This window comes from uncultured Tessaracoccus sp., from assembly GCF_947286155.1.
GTDB lineage: Bacteria > Actinomycetota > Actinomycetes > Propionibacteriales > Propionibacteriaceae > Arachnia.
Map to the genome: position 1 here is coordinate 1 of NZ_CAMYPD010000050.1, position 16732 is coordinate 16732.

At 63.4% G+C, this 16732-nt stretch carries 15 protein-coding genes and 1 tRNA gene; 2 read left to right on the forward strand and 14 right to left on the reverse strand.

Features of this window, described 5'->3' with window-relative positions; all coding sequences use genetic code 11:
- Positions 1 to 611 precede the first annotated feature (611 nt).
- From Q0X68_RS11110 to Q0X68_RS11130, 5 genes are all read right to left on the reverse strand, one after another.
- Positions 612 to 1724 (reverse strand): homoserine O-acetyltransferase, encoded by a 1113-nt coding sequence (locus tag Q0X68_RS11110; RefSeq protein WP_297751691.1) that lies wholly within the window; start codon positions 1722 to 1724, stop codon positions 612 to 614.
- Positions 1725 to 1776: 52 nt separating this feature from the next.
- Positions 1777 to 2295 carry a YbjN domain-containing protein gene (locus Q0X68_RS11115; RefSeq protein WP_297751694.1) on the reverse strand — a complete coding sequence of 173 codons (519 nt, stop codon included), beginning with the start codon at positions 2293 to 2295 and terminating at the stop codon, positions 1777 to 1779.
- Positions 2296 to 2389: 94 nt separating this feature from the next.
- Positions 2390 to 3667 carry an endonuclease/exonuclease/phosphatase family protein gene (locus Q0X68_RS11120; RefSeq protein ID WP_297751697.1) on the reverse strand — a complete coding sequence of 426 codons (1278 nt, stop codon included), beginning with the start codon at positions 3665 to 3667 and terminating at the stop codon, positions 2390 to 2392.
- Positions 3668 to 3779: 112 nt separating this feature from the next.
- Complete coding sequence (locus Q0X68_RS11125) at positions 3780 to 6380, reverse strand: AAA family ATPase (RefSeq protein ID WP_297751701.1); 2601 nt, start codon at positions 6378 to 6380, stop codon at positions 3780 to 3782.
- Complete coding sequence (locus Q0X68_RS11130; RefSeq protein WP_297751704.1) at positions 6377 to 7507, reverse strand: metallophosphoesterase; 1131 nt, start codon at positions 7505 to 7507, stop codon at positions 6377 to 6379. Before Q0X68_RS11130 ends, Q0X68_RS11125 begins: the two co-directional genes overlap by 4 nt.
- Before the next feature lie 128 nt (positions 7508 to 7635).
- Here Q0X68_RS11130 and Q0X68_RS11135 point away from each other — a divergent pair, with 128 nt between their 5' ends.
- Complete coding sequence (locus Q0X68_RS11135) at positions 7636 to 8541, forward strand: heme A synthase (protein ID WP_297751707.1); 906 nt, start codon at positions 7636 to 7638, stop codon at positions 8539 to 8541.
- On the opposite strand, the gene brnQ is transcribed toward Q0X68_RS11135, so the two are convergent.
- Positions 8498 to 9790, reverse strand: a complete 1293-nt coding sequence (gene brnQ, locus Q0X68_RS11140; RefSeq protein ID WP_297751710.1) for a branched-chain amino acid transport system II carrier protein — start codon at positions 9788 to 9790, stop codon at positions 8498 to 8500. The genes Q0X68_RS11135 and brnQ overlap by 44 nt on opposite strands.
- Positions 9791 to 9926: 136 nt before the next feature.
- On the opposite strand from brnQ, the gene Q0X68_RS11145 reads away from it, so the two are divergent.
- Positions 9927 to 10394 (forward strand): GatB/YqeY domain-containing protein, encoded by a 468-nt coding sequence (locus tag Q0X68_RS11145; RefSeq protein ID WP_297751713.1) that lies wholly within the window; start codon positions 9927 to 9929, stop codon positions 10392 to 10394.
- A 141-nt stretch (positions 10395 to 10535) separates the two neighbouring features.
- Here the strand turns inward: Q0X68_RS11145 and Q0X68_RS11150 are convergent, their stop codons facing one another.
- The 8 genes from Q0X68_RS11150 to Q0X68_RS11185 form a co-directional block, all read right to left on the reverse strand.
- Positions 10536 to 10850 carry a hypothetical protein gene (locus Q0X68_RS11150; RefSeq protein WP_297751716.1) on the reverse strand — a complete coding sequence of 105 codons (315 nt, stop codon included), beginning with the start codon at positions 10848 to 10850 and terminating at the stop codon, positions 10536 to 10538.
- 97 nt (positions 10851 to 10947) lie between these two features.
- Complete coding sequence (locus Q0X68_RS11155) at positions 10948 to 11433, reverse strand: GNAT family N-acetyltransferase (RefSeq protein ID WP_297751719.1); 486 nt, start codon at positions 11431 to 11433, stop codon at positions 10948 to 10950.
- Between the two features lie 110 nt (positions 11434 to 11543).
- Positions 11544 to 11620, reverse strand: a tRNA-Pro gene (locus Q0X68_RS11160).
- Between the two features lie 66 nt (positions 11621 to 11686).
- A complete protein-coding gene (gene codA / locus Q0X68_RS11165; protein ID WP_297751722.1) occupies positions 11687 to 12925 on the reverse strand; it encodes a cytosine deaminase in 1239 nt (412 codons plus the stop codon).
- Positions 12922 to 14172: a cytosine permease gene (gene codB, locus Q0X68_RS11170; RefSeq protein ID WP_297751725.1), complete on the reverse strand. Its 1251-nt coding sequence runs from the start codon at positions 14170 to 14172 to the stop codon at positions 12922 to 12924. Before codB ends, codA begins: the two co-directional genes overlap by 4 nt.
- 88 nt (positions 14173 to 14260) lie before the next feature.
- Positions 14261 to 14698 (reverse strand): Hsp20/alpha crystallin family protein, encoded by a 438-nt coding sequence (locus Q0X68_RS11175; RefSeq protein WP_108872011.1) that lies wholly within the window; start codon positions 14696 to 14698, stop codon positions 14261 to 14263.
- A gap of 334 nt (positions 14699 to 15032) precedes the next feature.
- Positions 15033 to 16391, reverse strand: coding sequence for a ribosome biogenesis GTPase Der (der, locus tag Q0X68_RS11180; RefSeq protein WP_297751728.1), 1359 nt, complete (start codon positions 16389 to 16391; stop codon positions 15033 to 15035).
- 77 nt (positions 16392 to 16468) lie between these two features.
- A complete protein-coding gene (locus tag Q0X68_RS11185) occupies positions 16469 to 16732 on the reverse strand; it encodes a hypothetical protein (RefSeq protein ID WP_297751731.1) in 264 nt (87 codons plus the stop codon).

Here is a 16732-nt window from a genome sequence, read left to right on the forward strand (position 1 = left end):
TCTACGTCTCGTGGGCTCGGAGATGTGTATAAGAGACAGGTACAGGCCGGCGCTGCCCAGCCAGTTGCCGAACAGATTGCCGAAGCGGTGCTGGTGGCCGTGCTCGTCGAGAGTGAGCCGGCGGTCGATGCGGAAGCCCATCCGGTTGAACAGCGGCTCGAGGTCTTTGATGGACGTGTAGTGCAGGTTGGGCGTGTCGAACCACTCGAACGGAAGGTCGCTGGAGATGGGCATCCGACCGCGCAGGATGCGTGCGCGGTTGCGCCAGACAACGAAGTTCGGCATCGACACGATGGCTTGGTGCGCGATGCGTCGGATCTGGGAGAGCACCTCAGTCGGGCGGTGCACCGCCTGCAGCGTGCGCGAGAGGATGACGACGTCGAACGAGTCGTCGGCGAATTCGTCGAGCTGTTCGTCGATATCCAGCTCAATCACGCTCACACCGCTGCGGATCGCTGAGAGCACCTCGGAAGGTTCGATTTCGACGCCGAGCCCGGTGCAGCCCTTATCGTGCAGGCGCAAGAGCAGCTCGCCGTCGCCGCAGCCGAGATCGAGCACGCGCGAGCGCTCTGGAACCAGTTGGGTGATGAGGTCGAAGTCGGCGCGGGCAGTCATCGGCTCTCCCATGCTCGGTCGAGGAATGCGCGGATGGTGGCGTGGTAGTCGTCGATGTCGAGCAGAAACGAGTCGTGCCCCCACGGCGACTGGATTTCTCGGAACGACACCGGTTGATGGGCACGCTCCAGGTGGCGGACGATGCGCCGCGAGTCCTTCGTCGAATACCGCCAGTCGGAATCGAAGCTCATGATGAGGAAGGTCACCTGATACTGGCTCAAGCGGTCGAGAGCATCGTCGTCGGCGAACGCGTCGAAGTAGTCCATGGCGCGCGACAAGTAGAGGTAGCTGAGCGCGTCGAAGCGCGACAGGAACTTCTCGCCCTGGTATTCCAGATAGCTTTCGACGGCGAAGTCGACGCCGAAGTTCTTCGTCAACTGCTGGTACTGGGCTTGGCGTCCGAACTTCTCGCCGAATGCTTCCTCAGACAGATAGGTGATGTGCGCCATCATTCTCGCGACGGACAACCCGCGCGCAGGTGCGGTATCGAGCTCATGAAACTGACCGTTGTGGAACTCTGGGTCGCGCATGATGGCTTGCCGGCCGACGGCGGAAAACGCAATGTTTTGCGCTGTCAGGCGCGACGACGCAGCGATGATTATGGCGTTATCCGTGTCTTCTGGGTGGCGCAGCACCCAATCCAACACCTGCATGCCACCCAGCGAGCCCCCGACGAGCGCCGCCCAATGGCTGATGCCCAGGTGCTCCCCTAGCTTGCGGTGCACGGTGACAAAGTCGGAGACAGCGAGCAAGGGAAAATCGAGACCGTACGGTTTGCCCGTCGCAGGGTTGGTGGACGACGGCCCCGTCGTGCCCGAGCAGCCGCCGAGGAGATTGGCGGAGACGACGAACCAGCGGTCAGTATCGAGCGGCTTGCCGGGCCCAATGAGGTTGTCCCACCAGCCGGGTTTCTCCTCCCCCGCGTGGTGCCCTGCTGCATGCGCGTCGCCGGTGAGTGCGTGGCACACGAAGACGGCGTTGCTGCGTGCCTCGTTCAGCGTGCCGTAGGTTTCGTAGGCGACGTCCACCTCAGTGAGTTCGACACCCGATGCAGTGCGCAGCGGGTGCCGAGAGTCATAGAGCCGGACGATGTTGGTTTCGACGATCATCGCCAGTCATCATCTCTCGAATCGGTGGCTGGCGCATCTCGGCCCACGAGGCTCACTGGGCGCTCGGTTGCTCGTCCCCGGCGAAGCGGTAATCGTCGTCGAGGGCATCTGGGAATTGGGCGTTCAGGAAGTCGAAGAAATTCATGATGGTGGTCACACCAACAGCGACGGCGTTCTCAAGCTGCTGGTCAGTGACACCTCGGTCGAAGTCGTGGGTGAAGTCGGCCACAAAGACGCAGTTGTCGTCTTCATCGGGGATGGTGATGGCTCTCGGAAAGAGCTGGTTGCCGTTCCATTCGTTGACCGTCTGGAAGGCGACACCGAGGTTGCTGACGTCGAGGCTCGGCCACCACCTGGCCTGCACATTGAGCGCGATGTCCTCGTCGCCGGGCCCAGTGACCGTGAGCCAACAGGGGTGTCCGCCCTCGATGACCGCGGAGAGGAGCCCGTCTTCCTCTTCGAATTCAAGCTCCATGTTCTGCAGCGTTGCGACGAGGCGCTCGTGGGTGATCGGCGCGAGGGTGGCGGCGTCGTCGGCAAACTCAGGGTGGGGTGCAACGGCATCTGGCATGGGAGTACTCCTTGTTGCTTGAACGTACCTTGCAACACACAGTAGCGGGCACCCATGACTGCGGTGCCCGCTACTTGGTTGCGCTGTGCCGGGTTCAGACCCCAGTCTGTGGCAGATCAGGGCGCTCAGGTGAGGGACGCTTAGCGTCGTTCTGGTCGTCGTCGGATTCGTCACCCTGGGCGCTGCCCTTGAGCGTCACGTCGGCCCACACGAGGCGGTGGTCCGAGGTGGGGAACGGGTACTCCCCGGTGAGCCTCGACAGCGGGTCGGATTTCACCGGCCAGAACACGCCCGCATCGCTGACCTGCATGGTTTCGGCGTTGAACAACGTGTAGTCGACCCGGATGTTGCCGGGGCGCGGGTCGTCGTTGAAATCAGCGGTGTCGTACTTCGGGTCAGACTTATGGCTGTCGTTCGCGCCACCTTGCTTCGCTGCCTCGACGGCGCCATCCGACGTCGGCTTTGGGTCCAGCACGAGGGGGTGATTCAGTAGCTGGTCGATAGAGCCGGGCATGGAGTCGCCGTCGTTGGGGTCGGAGTTGTAGTCGCCGAGGATTGTGAAGTGCGAACCGGCTTCGAGGCCGCCCTTGGTGCCCTTGTCGTCGTAGAGATAATCTGCCTTGCCGGAGATGTAGTCGGCCCAGATGCGGATCTCGTCGTTGTTGCGCCGCTTGTTGCGCTGTTCCGGGCCGTCGAAGGACGGCGGTGTCGGGTGTGCGGCGAGAACATGGAGCGTCTCGTCGCCTACTCGGACGGGGATGTCGGCGTGGGTCTTCGACGAGAGACGCACCTGCTCGACCTCGTCGGCGTCGAACCAGTTCTCGGGCATGACGTTGTCGGGCATGTCCTTCCACAGGAAGTTCTGGAAGGTGCGGATGTCGTCAGCCTTGATGGGGTACTTCGAGTACACGACGAAGCCGTATTGGCCGGGGAACATGCCGAAGCCCCAGGCGTCGTCCGGGCCGCCGACCTCGCCGTCGTTGTTGAGATCCAAGCCAGACGGCACGCCGGTGTTGACCGGGCCGCTCCAGGCATACGGGTAGGTGACCGGGTCGGCACCGTGCTGCGAGACCTCGAGGTAGTTCGTGCGGAACAGGTCTTGGGCCGTGCCGTTCTCGTCGTAGTCGAACTCGTTGACCAGGATGATGTCGGGGTTCGCGCGCTGAATAGTTTCAGCAGCATTGCGTGCCTGCTCGTTGTCGCCGTTGCTGAGGTGCTGGATGAGCTCGCCTTCGGCGGAGCGATTCAGGCTGGCATTGAAGGTGGCGATGCGGAGGGACGAGGGTGCGGACTCATCCGCTTGAGCCGTGCTGGCGAGGCCGCTGGCCACCAACAACGTGGTGAACACGGGGGCCACGATGCGTTTGAACATAGATAAACTCCTTGGATCGATGCCCCAGACAATAAAGGCACGGGCGGTGCAACTGGCTGGCTGCTGGGGTAAACGTTGAGCAAACAACGAGCAACACGTGCCCATTACTCGCCTACGTGATGCTCGTGAGTTCCACTCGACGTGCCTTGCCCACCTGCTGATAGCGATCTGGTTGGCACGTCATCAGGATGATTTGCGCGTGCTGGCCGACTTGCCCCAGCGCCAACCCCAGAGCACGCAACCGCTGGGGATCCGAAAAGCCGAGAGCGTCGTCGATGATGACCGGAGCTCCCTCATCTGGGGAGACGAGATTCGCACAGGTGAGCCTGCCCAGAAGCGCGAGTTGCTCCTGCGCGCCGCCGGACAGCTGGCTGAACGCGACGGTACGCCCGTCGAGTGTGCGCGAGACGATGTTGAGCTCGGGGTCGATCTCTACCTGCACATCCTTCCCGAACACCACTTTGGCCAGCGATTCTAGGCGCTCCTTGAACGGTTCCACGTAGCGTTCTTGGGCGGCGCTTCGATGTCGAAGCCATACCTCACGCAGCAGTTTCGCTGCCGATGCCGCACGGTGCAGCCGCGCATGCTCATCGACGGCTGCCTCGAGTTCGGCCCTGGCCTCGACGAGGGCGTCAAAGAGGCCGAGGCGGGCACGATCGTCGATGAGGGCGCCCAGCTCCGTGAGCCGCGACTTCGCATCGTTCAGCTGCTCGGAGGCCGAAGCATGATTGCCTTCGGCGTTCGCAAGCCACATGCGCACGGTGTCGACGTCGGCATCGTCGAACTTACTTTGCGCAGCGTCACGCGCGGCGGTTGCTTCCGTTACGGCGCCTTGGGCTTGCGTGGCCTCCTCGTCGAGGACGGCATCGGCTTTGGCAACGCGGTCTTGGGCTAGCCGCTGCTGGTGCAGCTCGAACGCCGCCTGGCGGGACCCCACAGCACTCGCCGTCTTCTCGTACGCCAACGCCGCAGCGTGTGCCGAAGCCTCGCGCGCGGTGAGCGCCGTTGCGGAGGTATCTCGTTGCTGTTGGGCTTCGTCGCGACGCTGCCCGGCACGGATGTAGGCGTCCTCGAGTTCCGGGATGGGTGCTTCAGGAGCTGGCTCCTCCCCCATCGTGGCCTGCAGCGCCGCCACCTCGTGCTCGAGATCGGTGATCGATGCGCCGTCGAGAAGGTGTTCCAACGCAACCGATGCGCGCTCCAGTGCCAACGACGCGTCGTGGCGGGCGGCTGCAGCATCCTTCGCATCATCGATTGTCGCGACGGAGAGTTCGTCGAACGCCCGATGCAACGCGGCGGTGGCCTCTGCGAGGCGGGTGCGTTCCTCGTCGGGAGATTTACCCGGCCGGACCTCCACGGTGAGCACATCGTCGACGTGTATTCGTACGGGTTCGAGCACCGGGCGAACGACGTGCGCGCTCTGCTCCAGCGATTCGTCGTCGAGTTGCACTGGCTGTTGACCATGCACGTCGACGGTAACGAGCGCGGCTGCAGCCTCGCTGGCTGCCGTGGCGGCGTCGAGGTTGGCCTGCAGCGTGACGAGGCGAACGACGGCCGCGTCATCGATGTGGTTCGCATCGAGTACGGCCGCAGCCCGTGTGCGGATGGCGTCGGCTTCGCGTACTTCAGCGAGGCGCTTGGTGAGGAGCTCACGCTGAGCGATGCTGCGGGCATGGAGCAGGCGTTGCTCGGCGTGCTCTTGTTCAGCCTGGGCCTCATCGAGGTGCCGTTGCAGGGCATTGAGCTCCGCTTCGGTTTCTGCATGCGCCTGCACAGCCGCGTCGCGTTCTTCTAACAACTGCGCCAGATGCACACGCTGTGCTTGCAACTCATGCTCGTCTTCCGTTAGCCGCTGGACGCTCAGTCGTCGACTGGATTGAGCATCCAGTACATGCTGCAAGGCTGATTGCGCTGAGGTGAGCTTCGACGCTGCTGAGCGCAGTGCGTCCTCTGCTGCCTCGGCGGCATCGGCTTGTTGCTGAAACTCGGTGACCTCTTCTGCGCTGTGGGCCTGTTGCTTTGTTAGGTCCGTGATGCGCTCAGCCACCAATGCGTGTTCATCGGTGAGCTGCTGCATGTGGGTGCTCGCCGACTGAGCTGCATCGAGCGCTTCCTGCGCCTCGTTAACGCGTGCCTCGGCAGCGGCATAACTGCCTGTTGGCTTCCCCGTCGGGGTGAAATAGCGCAAGAACTCCTCGTCGATACGGCGGAGCATCAGGTCGTCGCTCTCCGACGGGCTCTCGTCTCCGAGCGCGCTCTGCAACGATCGCAAATTGACGAGCTGCGGCTGGCGCAGGGATTCTCCTTGGCGGCTCTCCAATGCGTCGAGCAGAGCCACGTCGGTGGTCTCGTTGAGAATGGCGAGGTAGCGCTCGTGTGCTTCCCTGCCCGAGAGCTGTTCCGGTTTGGGCTCGATGACGTGAAGTTCCGTGAGGGGCTTCTTCAGCCAGCGCTTGCGGTACGTCAGGCGATACTTCCCCGTGCTCACATCGACTTCTGCCTCGGGGCCAGCATCGAGCCCGACGGTTTGTACCTCCTTTACGGCACTCTTCTTCGTGCTATCCAGCTCCGTACGAAGCAGGCGAAGCGCCTCCGCCACCGACGACTTACCTACCTCATTCGGGCCAGCGACGACGGTGATGTGCTCGTCGAACTCGATGGTGCGCTCGACGATGCCTCGGTAGTTGCGCAGCGTGATGGCATGCAGCTTCATCGCGCACCTCCTGCGAAGCGGTACAGCAAGCTGAGGGCGTCGTGTGCTGCCCCCGCGTCGTCATCGTCGTCGCTGGAAGCACGTTGGATGAGTTCCTGCAGCGCGTCGTCGGCAAACCCGGTGAGGCCGAGGTCGGAGAAGTCGGCATCGTCAGGAATCACCGCTAGGTCGTTGTGGCGTTCCCAGATACTGAGTTTTGCGAAGAGATGCGCGAGATCGTCGAGTGCCGCTTCGAGCTGTGCATGCTGCACCGTTGTGATGGAACCGGACAGCCGTAGCCACACCGCAGTGCGGGACTTGTGCGCGACGCGCTCCAGGCGTCGGGTGAGGGCCTCCACGTCGGCGCCGGAGCCGAGGGTGGCTTCCACAACGAGAAACTGCCACTGCCCGACGTGCAACGTCTCAACGTTGATTCCGTCTGGCTGCACCTCGACCAGCAGCACGTTGCCCGGATCTGGCTCGCGTCGGCTCGTGACCTCGGGTGTGCCGGGGTACCAAATGCCGTCGGCCACTTGAGTGGTGGAGTGCTTGTCTCCCACCGCGACGAAGTGGATCAAGCCATCGTCCAGCGCCTGAGTGAGCCGTGGGACGTCGAAGGTGGAGGGCTCGTCCGGGTCTGGGTTGAGGGTTGACGCTGCCCCGTGTCCGGCGAGCACGCGGACAACGCTGCCCGACGGTAGCTCGAGGCCGTCGATAGCCTCGCCCAGGAGATCTGTGAGCGGGCGTTTGGACTTCCAAGGCGCTCCCACAACTTCGACGCCCTCGCGCACCGCGAACGGCTCGCCGCTGCGAAGGACGTGAACGTGACTGGGACAACGCTGTTGGAACGCCTGCGAGTTATAGATGGAGGAAGCATCAAGTGGATCATGGTTGCCGGGAACCAGCACCAGAGGAACAGCGATGGCGCGCATGGCTTCAAAGGCCTGCGCCAGCACTCGTCGATCGAGTTGATTTGATTCGAACACGTCGCCGCATACGACGACGAACTCAGCACCGTGTTCGTCAGCCAACGCCCCGATGTGCCGCACAGCCTCGAACCGGGCCTCCAGGTAGCGTGGGCGTGCCTGTTCGTCGAGATAATGCGCGGTCATGCCGAGCTGCCAATCGCCTGTTGCGATGAACTTCACGGGCCGCCTCCTCGCAGAGCTATATCGATTGCTTGGAAGCTTAACAACTGCCTCTGACAATTCCTGGCGATGGCCGCGGGCGTGCTTGTGGCGACCCGGCTGCAACAGTCATCGAGGGGCTTCCTAGCATGTCGGGGGAACAGCATGACGAGCAGGAGGTAGGCCAAGTGGAGCAGGGTGCGGTGCCGGGAGCTGTGACGAGGGCGGTGTTCGTCGCTGCCGCGATCGTCACCTTCGCCGCGGTGGCCTTGGGTTCGGTGGTGTGCGCGACGGACTCCAGCGCTGCGTGCCCGAACTGGCCGGGCTGCTACGTCGGCCAGATCGCGCCGGAAGCGCAGCTCAACCCCATCCTGGAGTTCGTGCACCGAGTGGTCGCCGTCAGCTGCGGCCCACTCCTGCTGACCGCGGCGATCGTCGGGCTCCGCGTGAAAGATCCGCTGGTCAGAGTGCTGCCGTGGGTGGCGTTCGTCGGCGCCATGATCGCTGGTGTGCTGGGGATGCTGACGGTGAAGGTTGGCATCTCGAAAGCTTGGGCTGCCTTCGATCTCGGGGCCAGCCTTATCGCGCTCGTCGCGATCACCGTGGCTGTTGTGTGCGTACTGCGGTATCCCCGACGGTGGCAGCCACCCGCTACTGGACGCCTAGCCTGGGGTGCCGTTGGGGCACTGTTCGCGTTTCACATCTGCAGCGTGTTGGTGGCGGGTTCCGGTTCGCTCACCCGGTGCATGAGTTGGCCGGTGTGGCGCATCATCGAGGCCGACGGCAACGTGGCCTGGCAGTGGGTGCGTCTGGTGCTGGGCGGGGTTGCCGCAGTTCTTACTGCGCTGGTGGCGGTGCAAGGCCTGCGCCGCAGCGATACTCGCGTGTTTGGTGCCGTGCTGGCGGTGTTGGTGGTGTGTGAGGTGGCGATGGGGCTCACCGTCGTCGCGCACGGTGCTGACCTCACGGTAAAGGCCTGGTACGCCGCGTTGGCAGCCGCGACGTTCTGCGTCAGCGTGTGGATCGCGAGCTTGGGGAGCGTCGCCAAACGCTGACCACTCCCCCGACGAGGAAACCCACGGCCGCAGGGAGCACCCACCCAAACCCCAAGTCGAACCCGGGAAGCAGGCGCGTCCACGCACCGCTGGGCAACCAGCCAGCGCTGACGAGCACCGTCGCCAGTGATGCCAAGCCCGCGAAGAGGACTGGCATCCAGTGGATGGCTGCCTGACCCGCGACGAAACGGTCCAGCAAGCCGAGCACGATGAGCATGATGGCCATGGGATAGAGCACCTGGAGCACTGGCACGGCTGCATGGATGATGGTGTCGAGGCCGAGATTCGCCATGATGAGCGACCACAGTGTGAAGCCGATGGCCCACCGTCGCTGGCTCCCGAGCCGGGGAAACATGAGCGAGAAGGTTTCAGCGCTAGCGACGATGAGGCCGATCGCGGTCTTCAAACACGCGACGAACATAATCAGCGCGGCGAGAACATGCCCCGTGCTGCCGAACAACCAGCGTGACATCGTCGCCAGTGCGACCGCCCCGTTGGTGTCGCGGGCCACCAGCTCAGTCATGCGCGAGCCCAGCACCGCGAGTGCGAGGTAGATCGCGCCCATCGCGACAGCGGCAACTGCACCTGCCTTGCATACCTCTGTTGCGATGCGCCCCTTGCCCGTGACACCGAGCTTGCGCGCGGAATCGATCACGATGATGGCGAACGCGAGGGATGCGAGCCCGTCCATCGTGTTGTAGCCATCGAGGATGCCACGCGCAGCCGCGTGCGAGGCATAAGCCCCGACGGGGTCCGGCGCTGGGGCTGCCGGGGCAAGGAAGGCGGCGACGAGGAGCACGCCGAGGAGCGCGAGGAAGATGGGTGTGAGGAATTTGCCGACGATGTCGAGGATGCGCCCGGGGCGAAGGGCAGCGACGAGTACGAGTATGAAAAAGACCGCACTGAACACCGCGAGCGCGAGCGCATTTCCCGTGCCTTCTGAGTTGCCGAAGGCGATCTCGTACGACACGGTGGCGGTGCGGGGTATCGCAAAGAACGGGCCGATCGTGAGGTAGAGCGCGCAGGTAAACACCATCGCGAACACGGGGTGCACCCGTGATGCCAGCTCGGGCAAACTGCGGGTGCCTGCGGTGGCCGTCGCAATGACGCCGAGGACAGGGATGCCCACCGCCGCGACGAGGAAGCCGAGCGCAGCGGGAACCCCATTGTTGCCAGCCTGCAGCCCGAGCGACACAGGAAAAATTAGGTTGCCGGCGCCGAAGAACAACCCGAATGTGAGCGAACCCAACAGAAGGGACTCGAGGATACGCAGTGTTCGTGGCGTCGGGTTCCTATTCACGCAGGTGACTATGCCCTATGTTGGCGACGTCGCGCTTGTTGGGGTGTGGAAAAATGAAGGCCGTACTAGTAATTAGGAGCCATAGATGAGCCTCGAGAAGCAGATCCACGACGACATGGTTGCCGCCATGCGAGCCAAAGACAAGACCCTCACCACCACGCTGCGCATGGCCATTGCCGCGCTGAAGAAGGAGAAGGTTGCTGGCGACGTCGCCCGCGAACTCACCGAGGATGAAGAGGTTGCGGTGCTGCAGCGCGAGGTGCGCGCCCGGAAGGACTCCGCGCAGGCCTACATCGACGGTGGTCGTCCTGAGCTGGCGGAGGCTGAAACTGCGGAGGCCGATGTGCTCTCCAAGTACCTCCCCGCCATGCTCACCGACGAGGAACTCGACCAGATCATCGCCGACGAGGTGCAGGCGGCTGCCGACGCGTCGGGCGAGAAGCCCACGATGAAGCAGATGGGCCAGATCATGAAGGCCGTGAATGCGAAGGTGAGCGGTCGCGCCGAGGGTGCCACCGTCGCAGCAAAGGTGAAGCGGGCCCTGGCTGGGTGATGCAGCGAAGCTGCTCTGGTCGTCGAGTAGACGGCGTAGCCGCTGTATCGAGACGCAGCGACGTGGTTTCGATAGGCGCCTACGGCGCTACTCAACCACCGGGGGGCTGCGGCGCTACTCAACCACCGAGAAGTGGCGCCGCTACTCCTCATCCACGAGGCAGTGCGCTGCGCCTGCTGCGACGGCGGTGACAGCAAGCACGGATGGCCAGGCGCCAATCTTCTTGGCGAGCTTGTGGGAGTAGCCGAACCCGCCCATGTAGAGCGCGGTCAGCAGCGCGGTCTTCCCCACTCCCCCTTTGCGCAGCCAGGTGCGGCCCGCGTACAGCCCGGCGCCGGCGAGCACCGCGCCTCCAAGCGCACGGATGCCGGATTCGCGCGCCACCGCGAAACCGCCGCACAGCCCGACGGCGACGAGCGGGGCGGTCTTCACTTGATCTGAATCTTTGAGCGTCATACCCGCAAGAGTACGCGCAGGGCGAAGATAGATCAGGTTCGTGGTGGGTAGACGAGCCACGAGCTTGATCTATCTTTCGGAGGAACTCACTGATCGATCACCCGCAGGGTCCTTCCCAGCGGGTCTCGCCTTCAACGATGAGATTCGTCGGTTGTAGCCCGAGTCGTTGTGCGATCTTTTGTGAGGCAACGTTATCGGGGTGGATGTGGGCAACCAGCTCGGTCACGCCTCGTCCAGCCAGGAGTTCCACGAGGAGCTGTGCCGCTCGGGCGGCGTACCCGTGCCCTTGCCATGGTTCACCGATCACCCAGGCAATCTCCGTCGGGCCACCAGCGATAGGAATGGTCGCCTGCACGTACCCGATAGGCCGGTCATGGGGTTCAAGAACGACCACCTCATTGATCCACCGTTCCTGCCCATCCGGCGACACGCCCGCGACCTGTACGGCATAGCGCCTTGCGAGCTCCGCTGCCGATGGTGGCGAGCCGCCAATAAACTCATAGAGCGATGCTGCTCTCAGCACCTCAGCCATCGCGGGCGCATCGTCGACAGAGAGCGGACGGATCTGCACGGCATTGAGCATGCACCCAAGTAGAGCACCCGCTGGGAGCACGTGCAATCGATACGCCCGCTTCGCGGGTTACTCAACCACCTGCAGCTTCAACGACCGGAAACCAACGAGCTACCCCCCCATGGTCGGGCTGACAGGATTTGAACCTGCGACCCCTTGACCCCCAGTCAAGTGCGCTACCAAACTGCGCTACAGCCCGTCGGACCTTAAGTCCGAGGATGAACATTACCGCACCGACGGGCGTCGCGCCAGTTGAGTGGTCAGCTCAGAACAGCACCTCACGACGGGCGGGTTCTGCCTTGTAGAGCTCGCGTCCGCCACGGTACGACGCCAGCACGTCGGCGTTGAACGACAGCGCTTCCACCCAATCGTTCGCGTCGAACACGACGAAGTTCGCGGGCTTACCCACCTCGATGCCGTACTCCTCGAGGTGCAGCGTGCGGGCCGCGTTGTGTGTGATGAAGCGGTACGAGTCCACGATCTGCTGGTGCCCCATCATCTGGGTTACGTACAGCCCGTTCAGCACTACGTCGCGCAGGTTGCCCGTGCCGAGCGGATTCCAGGGGTCGACGATGTCGTCCTGCCCGAAGCTCACGTTCAGCCCCGCGTCGGTGAGTTCCTTCACGCGGGTGACGCCTCGTCGTTTGGGGTAGGTGTCCATCCGTCCCTGTAGGTGTGTGTTCACCATCGGGTTCGAGACGAAGTTAATACCGCTCATCTGCAGCAAGCGAAGCAGTCGGATGAAGTAGGCATTGTTGTACGAGTGCATCGCTGTGGTGTGCGACGCGGTGACGCGCTCGCCGATGCCAGCCTCGTAGGCCCTGGTGGCCAGGGTTTCGAGGCCGCGGGATGCTTCGTCGTCGATCTCGTCGCAGTGCACGTCCACGAGAAGATTGAATTCCTGCGCCAGCTCCATCGCGAAGTTGAGCGACGACACCGAGTATTCGCGCGTGAACTCAAAGTGCGGGATGGCGCCGATCGCATCGACTCCCATCTCCGCGGCCTTGCGCATGAGCGCGCGCCCATTCGGGAACGAGTCGATGCCTTCCTGCGGGAACGCGACGAGCTGCAGGGTGACGTCGTCGCGGAGTTCCTCGCGAAGTTCGAGTAGCGCGCGCAAGGCGGTGAGCTCGGGGTCGGTGACATCGACGTGGCTTCGCACGAACTGAATGCCGAATCGCGCCTGCTGACGTACCGCCCTACCCACACGCTCCTTCACATCGTCGACGGTGAGGTTGCGCTTTCGTTCGCTCCACACCTCGATGCCTTCGAAGAGCGTCCCGGACTCGTTGTAGCGAGGCTGACCAGCAGTCAGGGCGGAATCGAGGTGCACGTGCGATTCGATGATCGGCGGCAGTGCGAGCTGGCCGTGATAGTCGACGACGCGCTCCCCGTCGCGCGGTTCGAGGGCTGGCTCAATTTCGGCGAACCGGCCCTGCTCGATGCGGATACAGCTGAGCTGCTCCGCGTTCTCAATTCGGACGTTTCTTATAAGGAGATTCATCGTTGCTGCACCGATTTCTGGATTCGTGCTCCGACCAGGTACACCACCAACGCTACCGCCATGGCGTTGATGGATGCGATGCCCCATGGCACGAACCATCCGACGGCGGCACCCGCCAGTACGCCGGCCACCGAGCCCCATACGACGCGGTAGCGCGGCTTCTCTCCACCACCGGCGTAGTGCCAGGGCCTAGAGAAGTAATCGGCGATCAGGATTGCGCCGATGGGTGGCAGTGTGGCGTTGAGGAGGTTCAACCAGACGACGAAGTTGTCGTACAGCCACAGCGCGAGGAGCGTTCCAAGCACGCCGGCTACCAAAACGAGGGGCTTCTTCGCGATCTTGGTCACGTTCGCGAACCCGAGGCCGGTGGTGTAGAGGGCGTTGTTGTTCGTCGTCCAGATGTTCGCGCCGAGCACGATGAGTGCCGGCACGGCCAGCCCCTGGGCGATCATCACGTAGAAGATGTCGTCCTTGCCCGTGAGCGCGCCGCCCACCGCACCGAAGCTGAACATCAGCGTGTTGCCGAGCAGGAACGCCACCACGGTGGTGACCACGGCAGATCGTGTGGACTTCGCGAACCGCGTGAAGTTCGGGGTGGCGGATCCACCGGATACGAATGAGCCGACGACAAGCGCCACGCCGGTCATGAGCGGCATCCCAGTGGATGAGGCGAACATCTGGCTGAGGCCGCCGCCGTCGGAAGTGGCGAGCACCATCGAATACGTGCCGAGTACGGCAATCAGCGGTACGGAGATGAAGCTGACGATCTCGATGGCTTTGATGCCGAAGTAGGCCGACGCGGTCATCAGTGCGCCCGCGATGATGATGATCGGCCACGGGCCGATGTGCAGGAGCTCCGCCGTCGGGATAGCGAACATCGCGACGCCGACGCCGAACCAGCCCATCTGAGTCAGCGAGATCAGTGCTGAGGGGAGCAAGCTGCCGAGCGATCCGAAGGATTGCTGTGCGAGGAGGTCGAAGCCCATGCCGGTTTTGGCGCCGACGAATCCGAGCGCCCCGGTGTAGATGGCGAGGATGACGCCGCCGATCAGCACGGCCTGCGTGTAGTGAGTGAAGCTCAGCCCATTGCCGAGTTTTGCGCCAACGCTCATCGATGCCGAGAAGAACGTGAAGCCGAGCATAACAAAGCCGACGGCCCAAAAGGAACGTCGGCTTTGCTGTGGCACGGCTTCGAATGAGAAATCGTCATCGAGCGGAGGTTGTGGAGATTGCAGGTGTGTACTCATGCGCCGCCTTCGAATTGTGCTCAAATTGCCTGAACACTAGTACAGGCCAAACACGTTGTGCAAATGCGGCGCGTTGTGCTGCGTGTGTTTAGTCTTCCACCTCGGCCTGGACCTTGTGGTCAACGCTCGAACGCGTCACCGTAACCTTGCGTGGCTTGGCCTGCTCAGCGATGGGAAGCGTGATGGTGAGCACACCGTCGTTGTAATTGGCCTCGATCTGGTCGAGTGCCACCCCGTTGCCGAGCGACAGCTGACGTGCATAGGTGCCGGTGGAGCGCTCGCGGGTGAGCCACTCGGTGTCTTCGCTGGTGACCGTGGCCTTGCGCTCGGCCCGAACGGTGAGGGTGTTTTCCTCGATGTCGATATCGATGGAGTCGGGGTCCACGCCGGGGAGGTCGATGTTCGCGACGAACGCCTCCTTGTCGCGGTACAGGTCCATCGGCATGCCGACGCTGCCAGGCGTGCGGAACGCAGAGTTGATGGCGCGGCCGAATTCGCGGAACGGGTCGTAGTAGCTGGTTGTCATGGTTGCTCCTCTAGCTCTTGAGCCTGGGCGGCTCAACTTCAATGTTGAGTCTACCTCGCTCAAGACGGAAAGCAAACTGTGGATGATTTCGATACGCGCCCTGCGGGCGCTACTCAATCATGGGAGGGGGCGCTAGGTGGTTGAGTAATACGAAACTTCAAAATCCGTACGCAGCTGAGATGAAGGGCCCGATTTAGGGGTGTTTGGTCAAACTGCGTACGGATTTTGAAGTTTTTCAATCGATGCGTCTCGATACGGGCCTTCGGCCCTACTCGACGGTCGGGTGAGGGCCGCCCCTATTCGACGGTCGGGGAAGGCGCGGCGCTACGCATCATCAACGCGCAGCATTGCGCTTCTGACGGGCGCGGACCTCGAGGTGGACGGGCGAGCCGCGGAACCCGAAATCTTCGCGCAAGCGGCGCTCGATGAAGCGAACATACGACTGGTCCATCTGTCCGCTGGTGAACAGCGCGAAGGTCGGCGGGCAGTTATGTGCCTGCGTGCCGAACAAAATGCGGGGCTGCTTGCCGCCGCGCACCGGGTGCGGATGCGACGCAGCCAGCCTGCCCAAGAACGAGTTGAGTTTGCCCGTCGAGACACGGGTCTCCCAGCCTTCCGCAGACTCCTCAATCGCCTTTGACAGCTTCTCGACGTTGCGCCCAGTCAGTGCGGAGATGTTCACCGTCGGCGCCCATTGGAAGGCCACGAGATCACGCTCCACCTCGCGCTCTAGGTAGCGGCGACGTTCCTCATCGGTGAGATCCCACTTGTTAAACGCGACGACGAGCGCGCGCCCGCTCTCCTCGATGGAGCTCAAGATGCGTAGGTCCTGGTCGGTGATGGGTTCGGACGCGTCGATCACCAGAATGCACACCTCGGCGCGCTCGATGGCCGCCTGCGTGCGCAGGCTCGCGTAGTACTCGTGTCCACTGGCTTCCTTGACGCGGCGGCGGATGCCGGCGGTGTCGACGAAGTGGTAGATGTTGCCGCCCACCTCGACGATCTCGTCGACGGGGTCGACCGTCGTGCCGGAGATATCGGAGACCACGGAACGCTGCTGCCCTGACAAGCGGTTGAGCAGCGACGACTTCCCCACGTTCGGCTTGCCGACGATCGCCACGCGACGCGGCCCAGACCGCTCCACGAACGGCGTGGAGGGAGCGTCGGGAAGGGCCGCGAGGACGGCGTCGAGGAGATCGCCGGAGCCCCGCCCATGCAGCGCAGAGACGGGATACGGCTCCCCCAGCCCAAGGTTCCACATGGTGGCGGCGTTCGCCTCGTGGCGCTGATCGTCGACCTTGTTGGCAGCCAGGATGACCGGCTTCTTGCTGCGACGCAGCACCCGCACCACGGCTTCGTCTTCGTCGAGTGTGCCGACGGTGGCGTCCACGACGAACAACACGGCGTCGGCCGTAGCAATAGCCAGCTCGGCCTGCTCCGCGATCTGCGCAGCCATGCCCTTGCCATCGGAAACCCAGCCGCCGGTATCGACGACGACGAAGTCTTTGCCGTTCCAGTTCGCGTCGTAGCTGATGCGATCTCTCGTGACACCCGGCTGGTCTTGCACGACGGCCGCACGCCGCCCAAGAATGCGGTTCACCAGCGTGGATTTCCCGACGTTGGGTCGGCCCACCACCGCAACCACAGGCTTGATGGCCGCGTCGTCGGACTCAACAAAAATATCGTCACTCACAGGTGCTCCTTGCAGCTGGCGTACGAGAACGCCCAGTCTATCGGGTACGCCCCCACCCGCAGTTCCGCCGACAAGGCTCAAGCCATGTTCTCCACGACGTGAAACGCGGGCTCCTCGTAAGGGTGGGCGGCGCGCAACGCGGCCACGACCTCACTACGCAGTCGTCGCGGAAACGTCAGCTCGACGCGGTGCTCGGCGACGCGCTCCAACTCCCCCACCTGGCCGATGGTGGGGTTGGCATCGCCGATGGGCCGAAACTGGCCCGTACCGGCGGTGAAAAATGCGCAGTGTTCGTACTCTCCGACGGTGCCCGCGCCCGCTGCGAACAGCGACGCCAACAC

Excerpts from the sequence above, each read along its gene's own strand:
- Q0X68_RS11150 (WP_297751716.1), bottom strand. The coding sequence starts at position 10,850 with ATGACGCTCAAAGATTCAGATCAAGTGAAGACCGCCCCGCTCGTCGCC.
- Q0X68_RS11135 (WP_297751707.1), top strand. The coding sequence starts at position 7,636 with ATGTCGGGGGAACAGCATGACGAGCAGGAGGTAGGCCAAGTGGAGCAG.
- Q0X68_RS11115 (WP_297751694.1), bottom strand. The coding sequence starts at position 2,295 with ATGCCAGATGCCGTTGCACCCCACCCTGAGTTTGCCGACGACGCCGCC.
- Q0X68_RS11120 (WP_297751697.1), bottom strand. The coding sequence starts at position 3,667 with ATGTTCAAACGCATCGTGGCCCCCGTGTTCACCACGTTGTTGGTGGCC.
- Q0X68_RS11145 (WP_297751713.1), top strand. The coding sequence starts at position 9,927 with ATGAGCCTCGAGAAGCAGATCCACGACGACATGGTTGCCGCCATGCGA.
- Q0X68_RS11155 (WP_297751719.1), bottom strand. The coding sequence starts at position 11,433 with ATGCTCAATGCCGTGCAGATCCGTCCGCTCTCTGTCGACGATGCGCCC.
- Q0X68_RS11110 (WP_297751691.1), bottom strand. The coding sequence starts at position 1,724 with ATGATCGTCGAAACCAACATCGTCCGGCTCTATGACTCTCGGCACCCG.
- codA (WP_297751722.1), bottom strand. The coding sequence starts at position 12,925 with ATGAATCTCCTTATAAGAAACGTCCGAATTGAGAACGCGGAGCAGCTC.
- Q0X68_RS11125 (WP_297751701.1), bottom strand. The coding sequence starts at position 6,380 with ATGAAGCTGCATGCCATCACGCTGCGCAACTACCGAGGCATCGTCGAG.
- Q0X68_RS11175 (WP_108872011.1), bottom strand. The coding sequence starts at position 14,698 with ATGACAACCAGCTACTACGACCCGTTCCGCGAATTCGGCCGCGCCATC.
- codB (WP_297751725.1), bottom strand. The coding sequence starts at position 14,172 with ATGAGTACACACCTGCAATCTCCACAACCTCCGCTCGATGACGATTTC.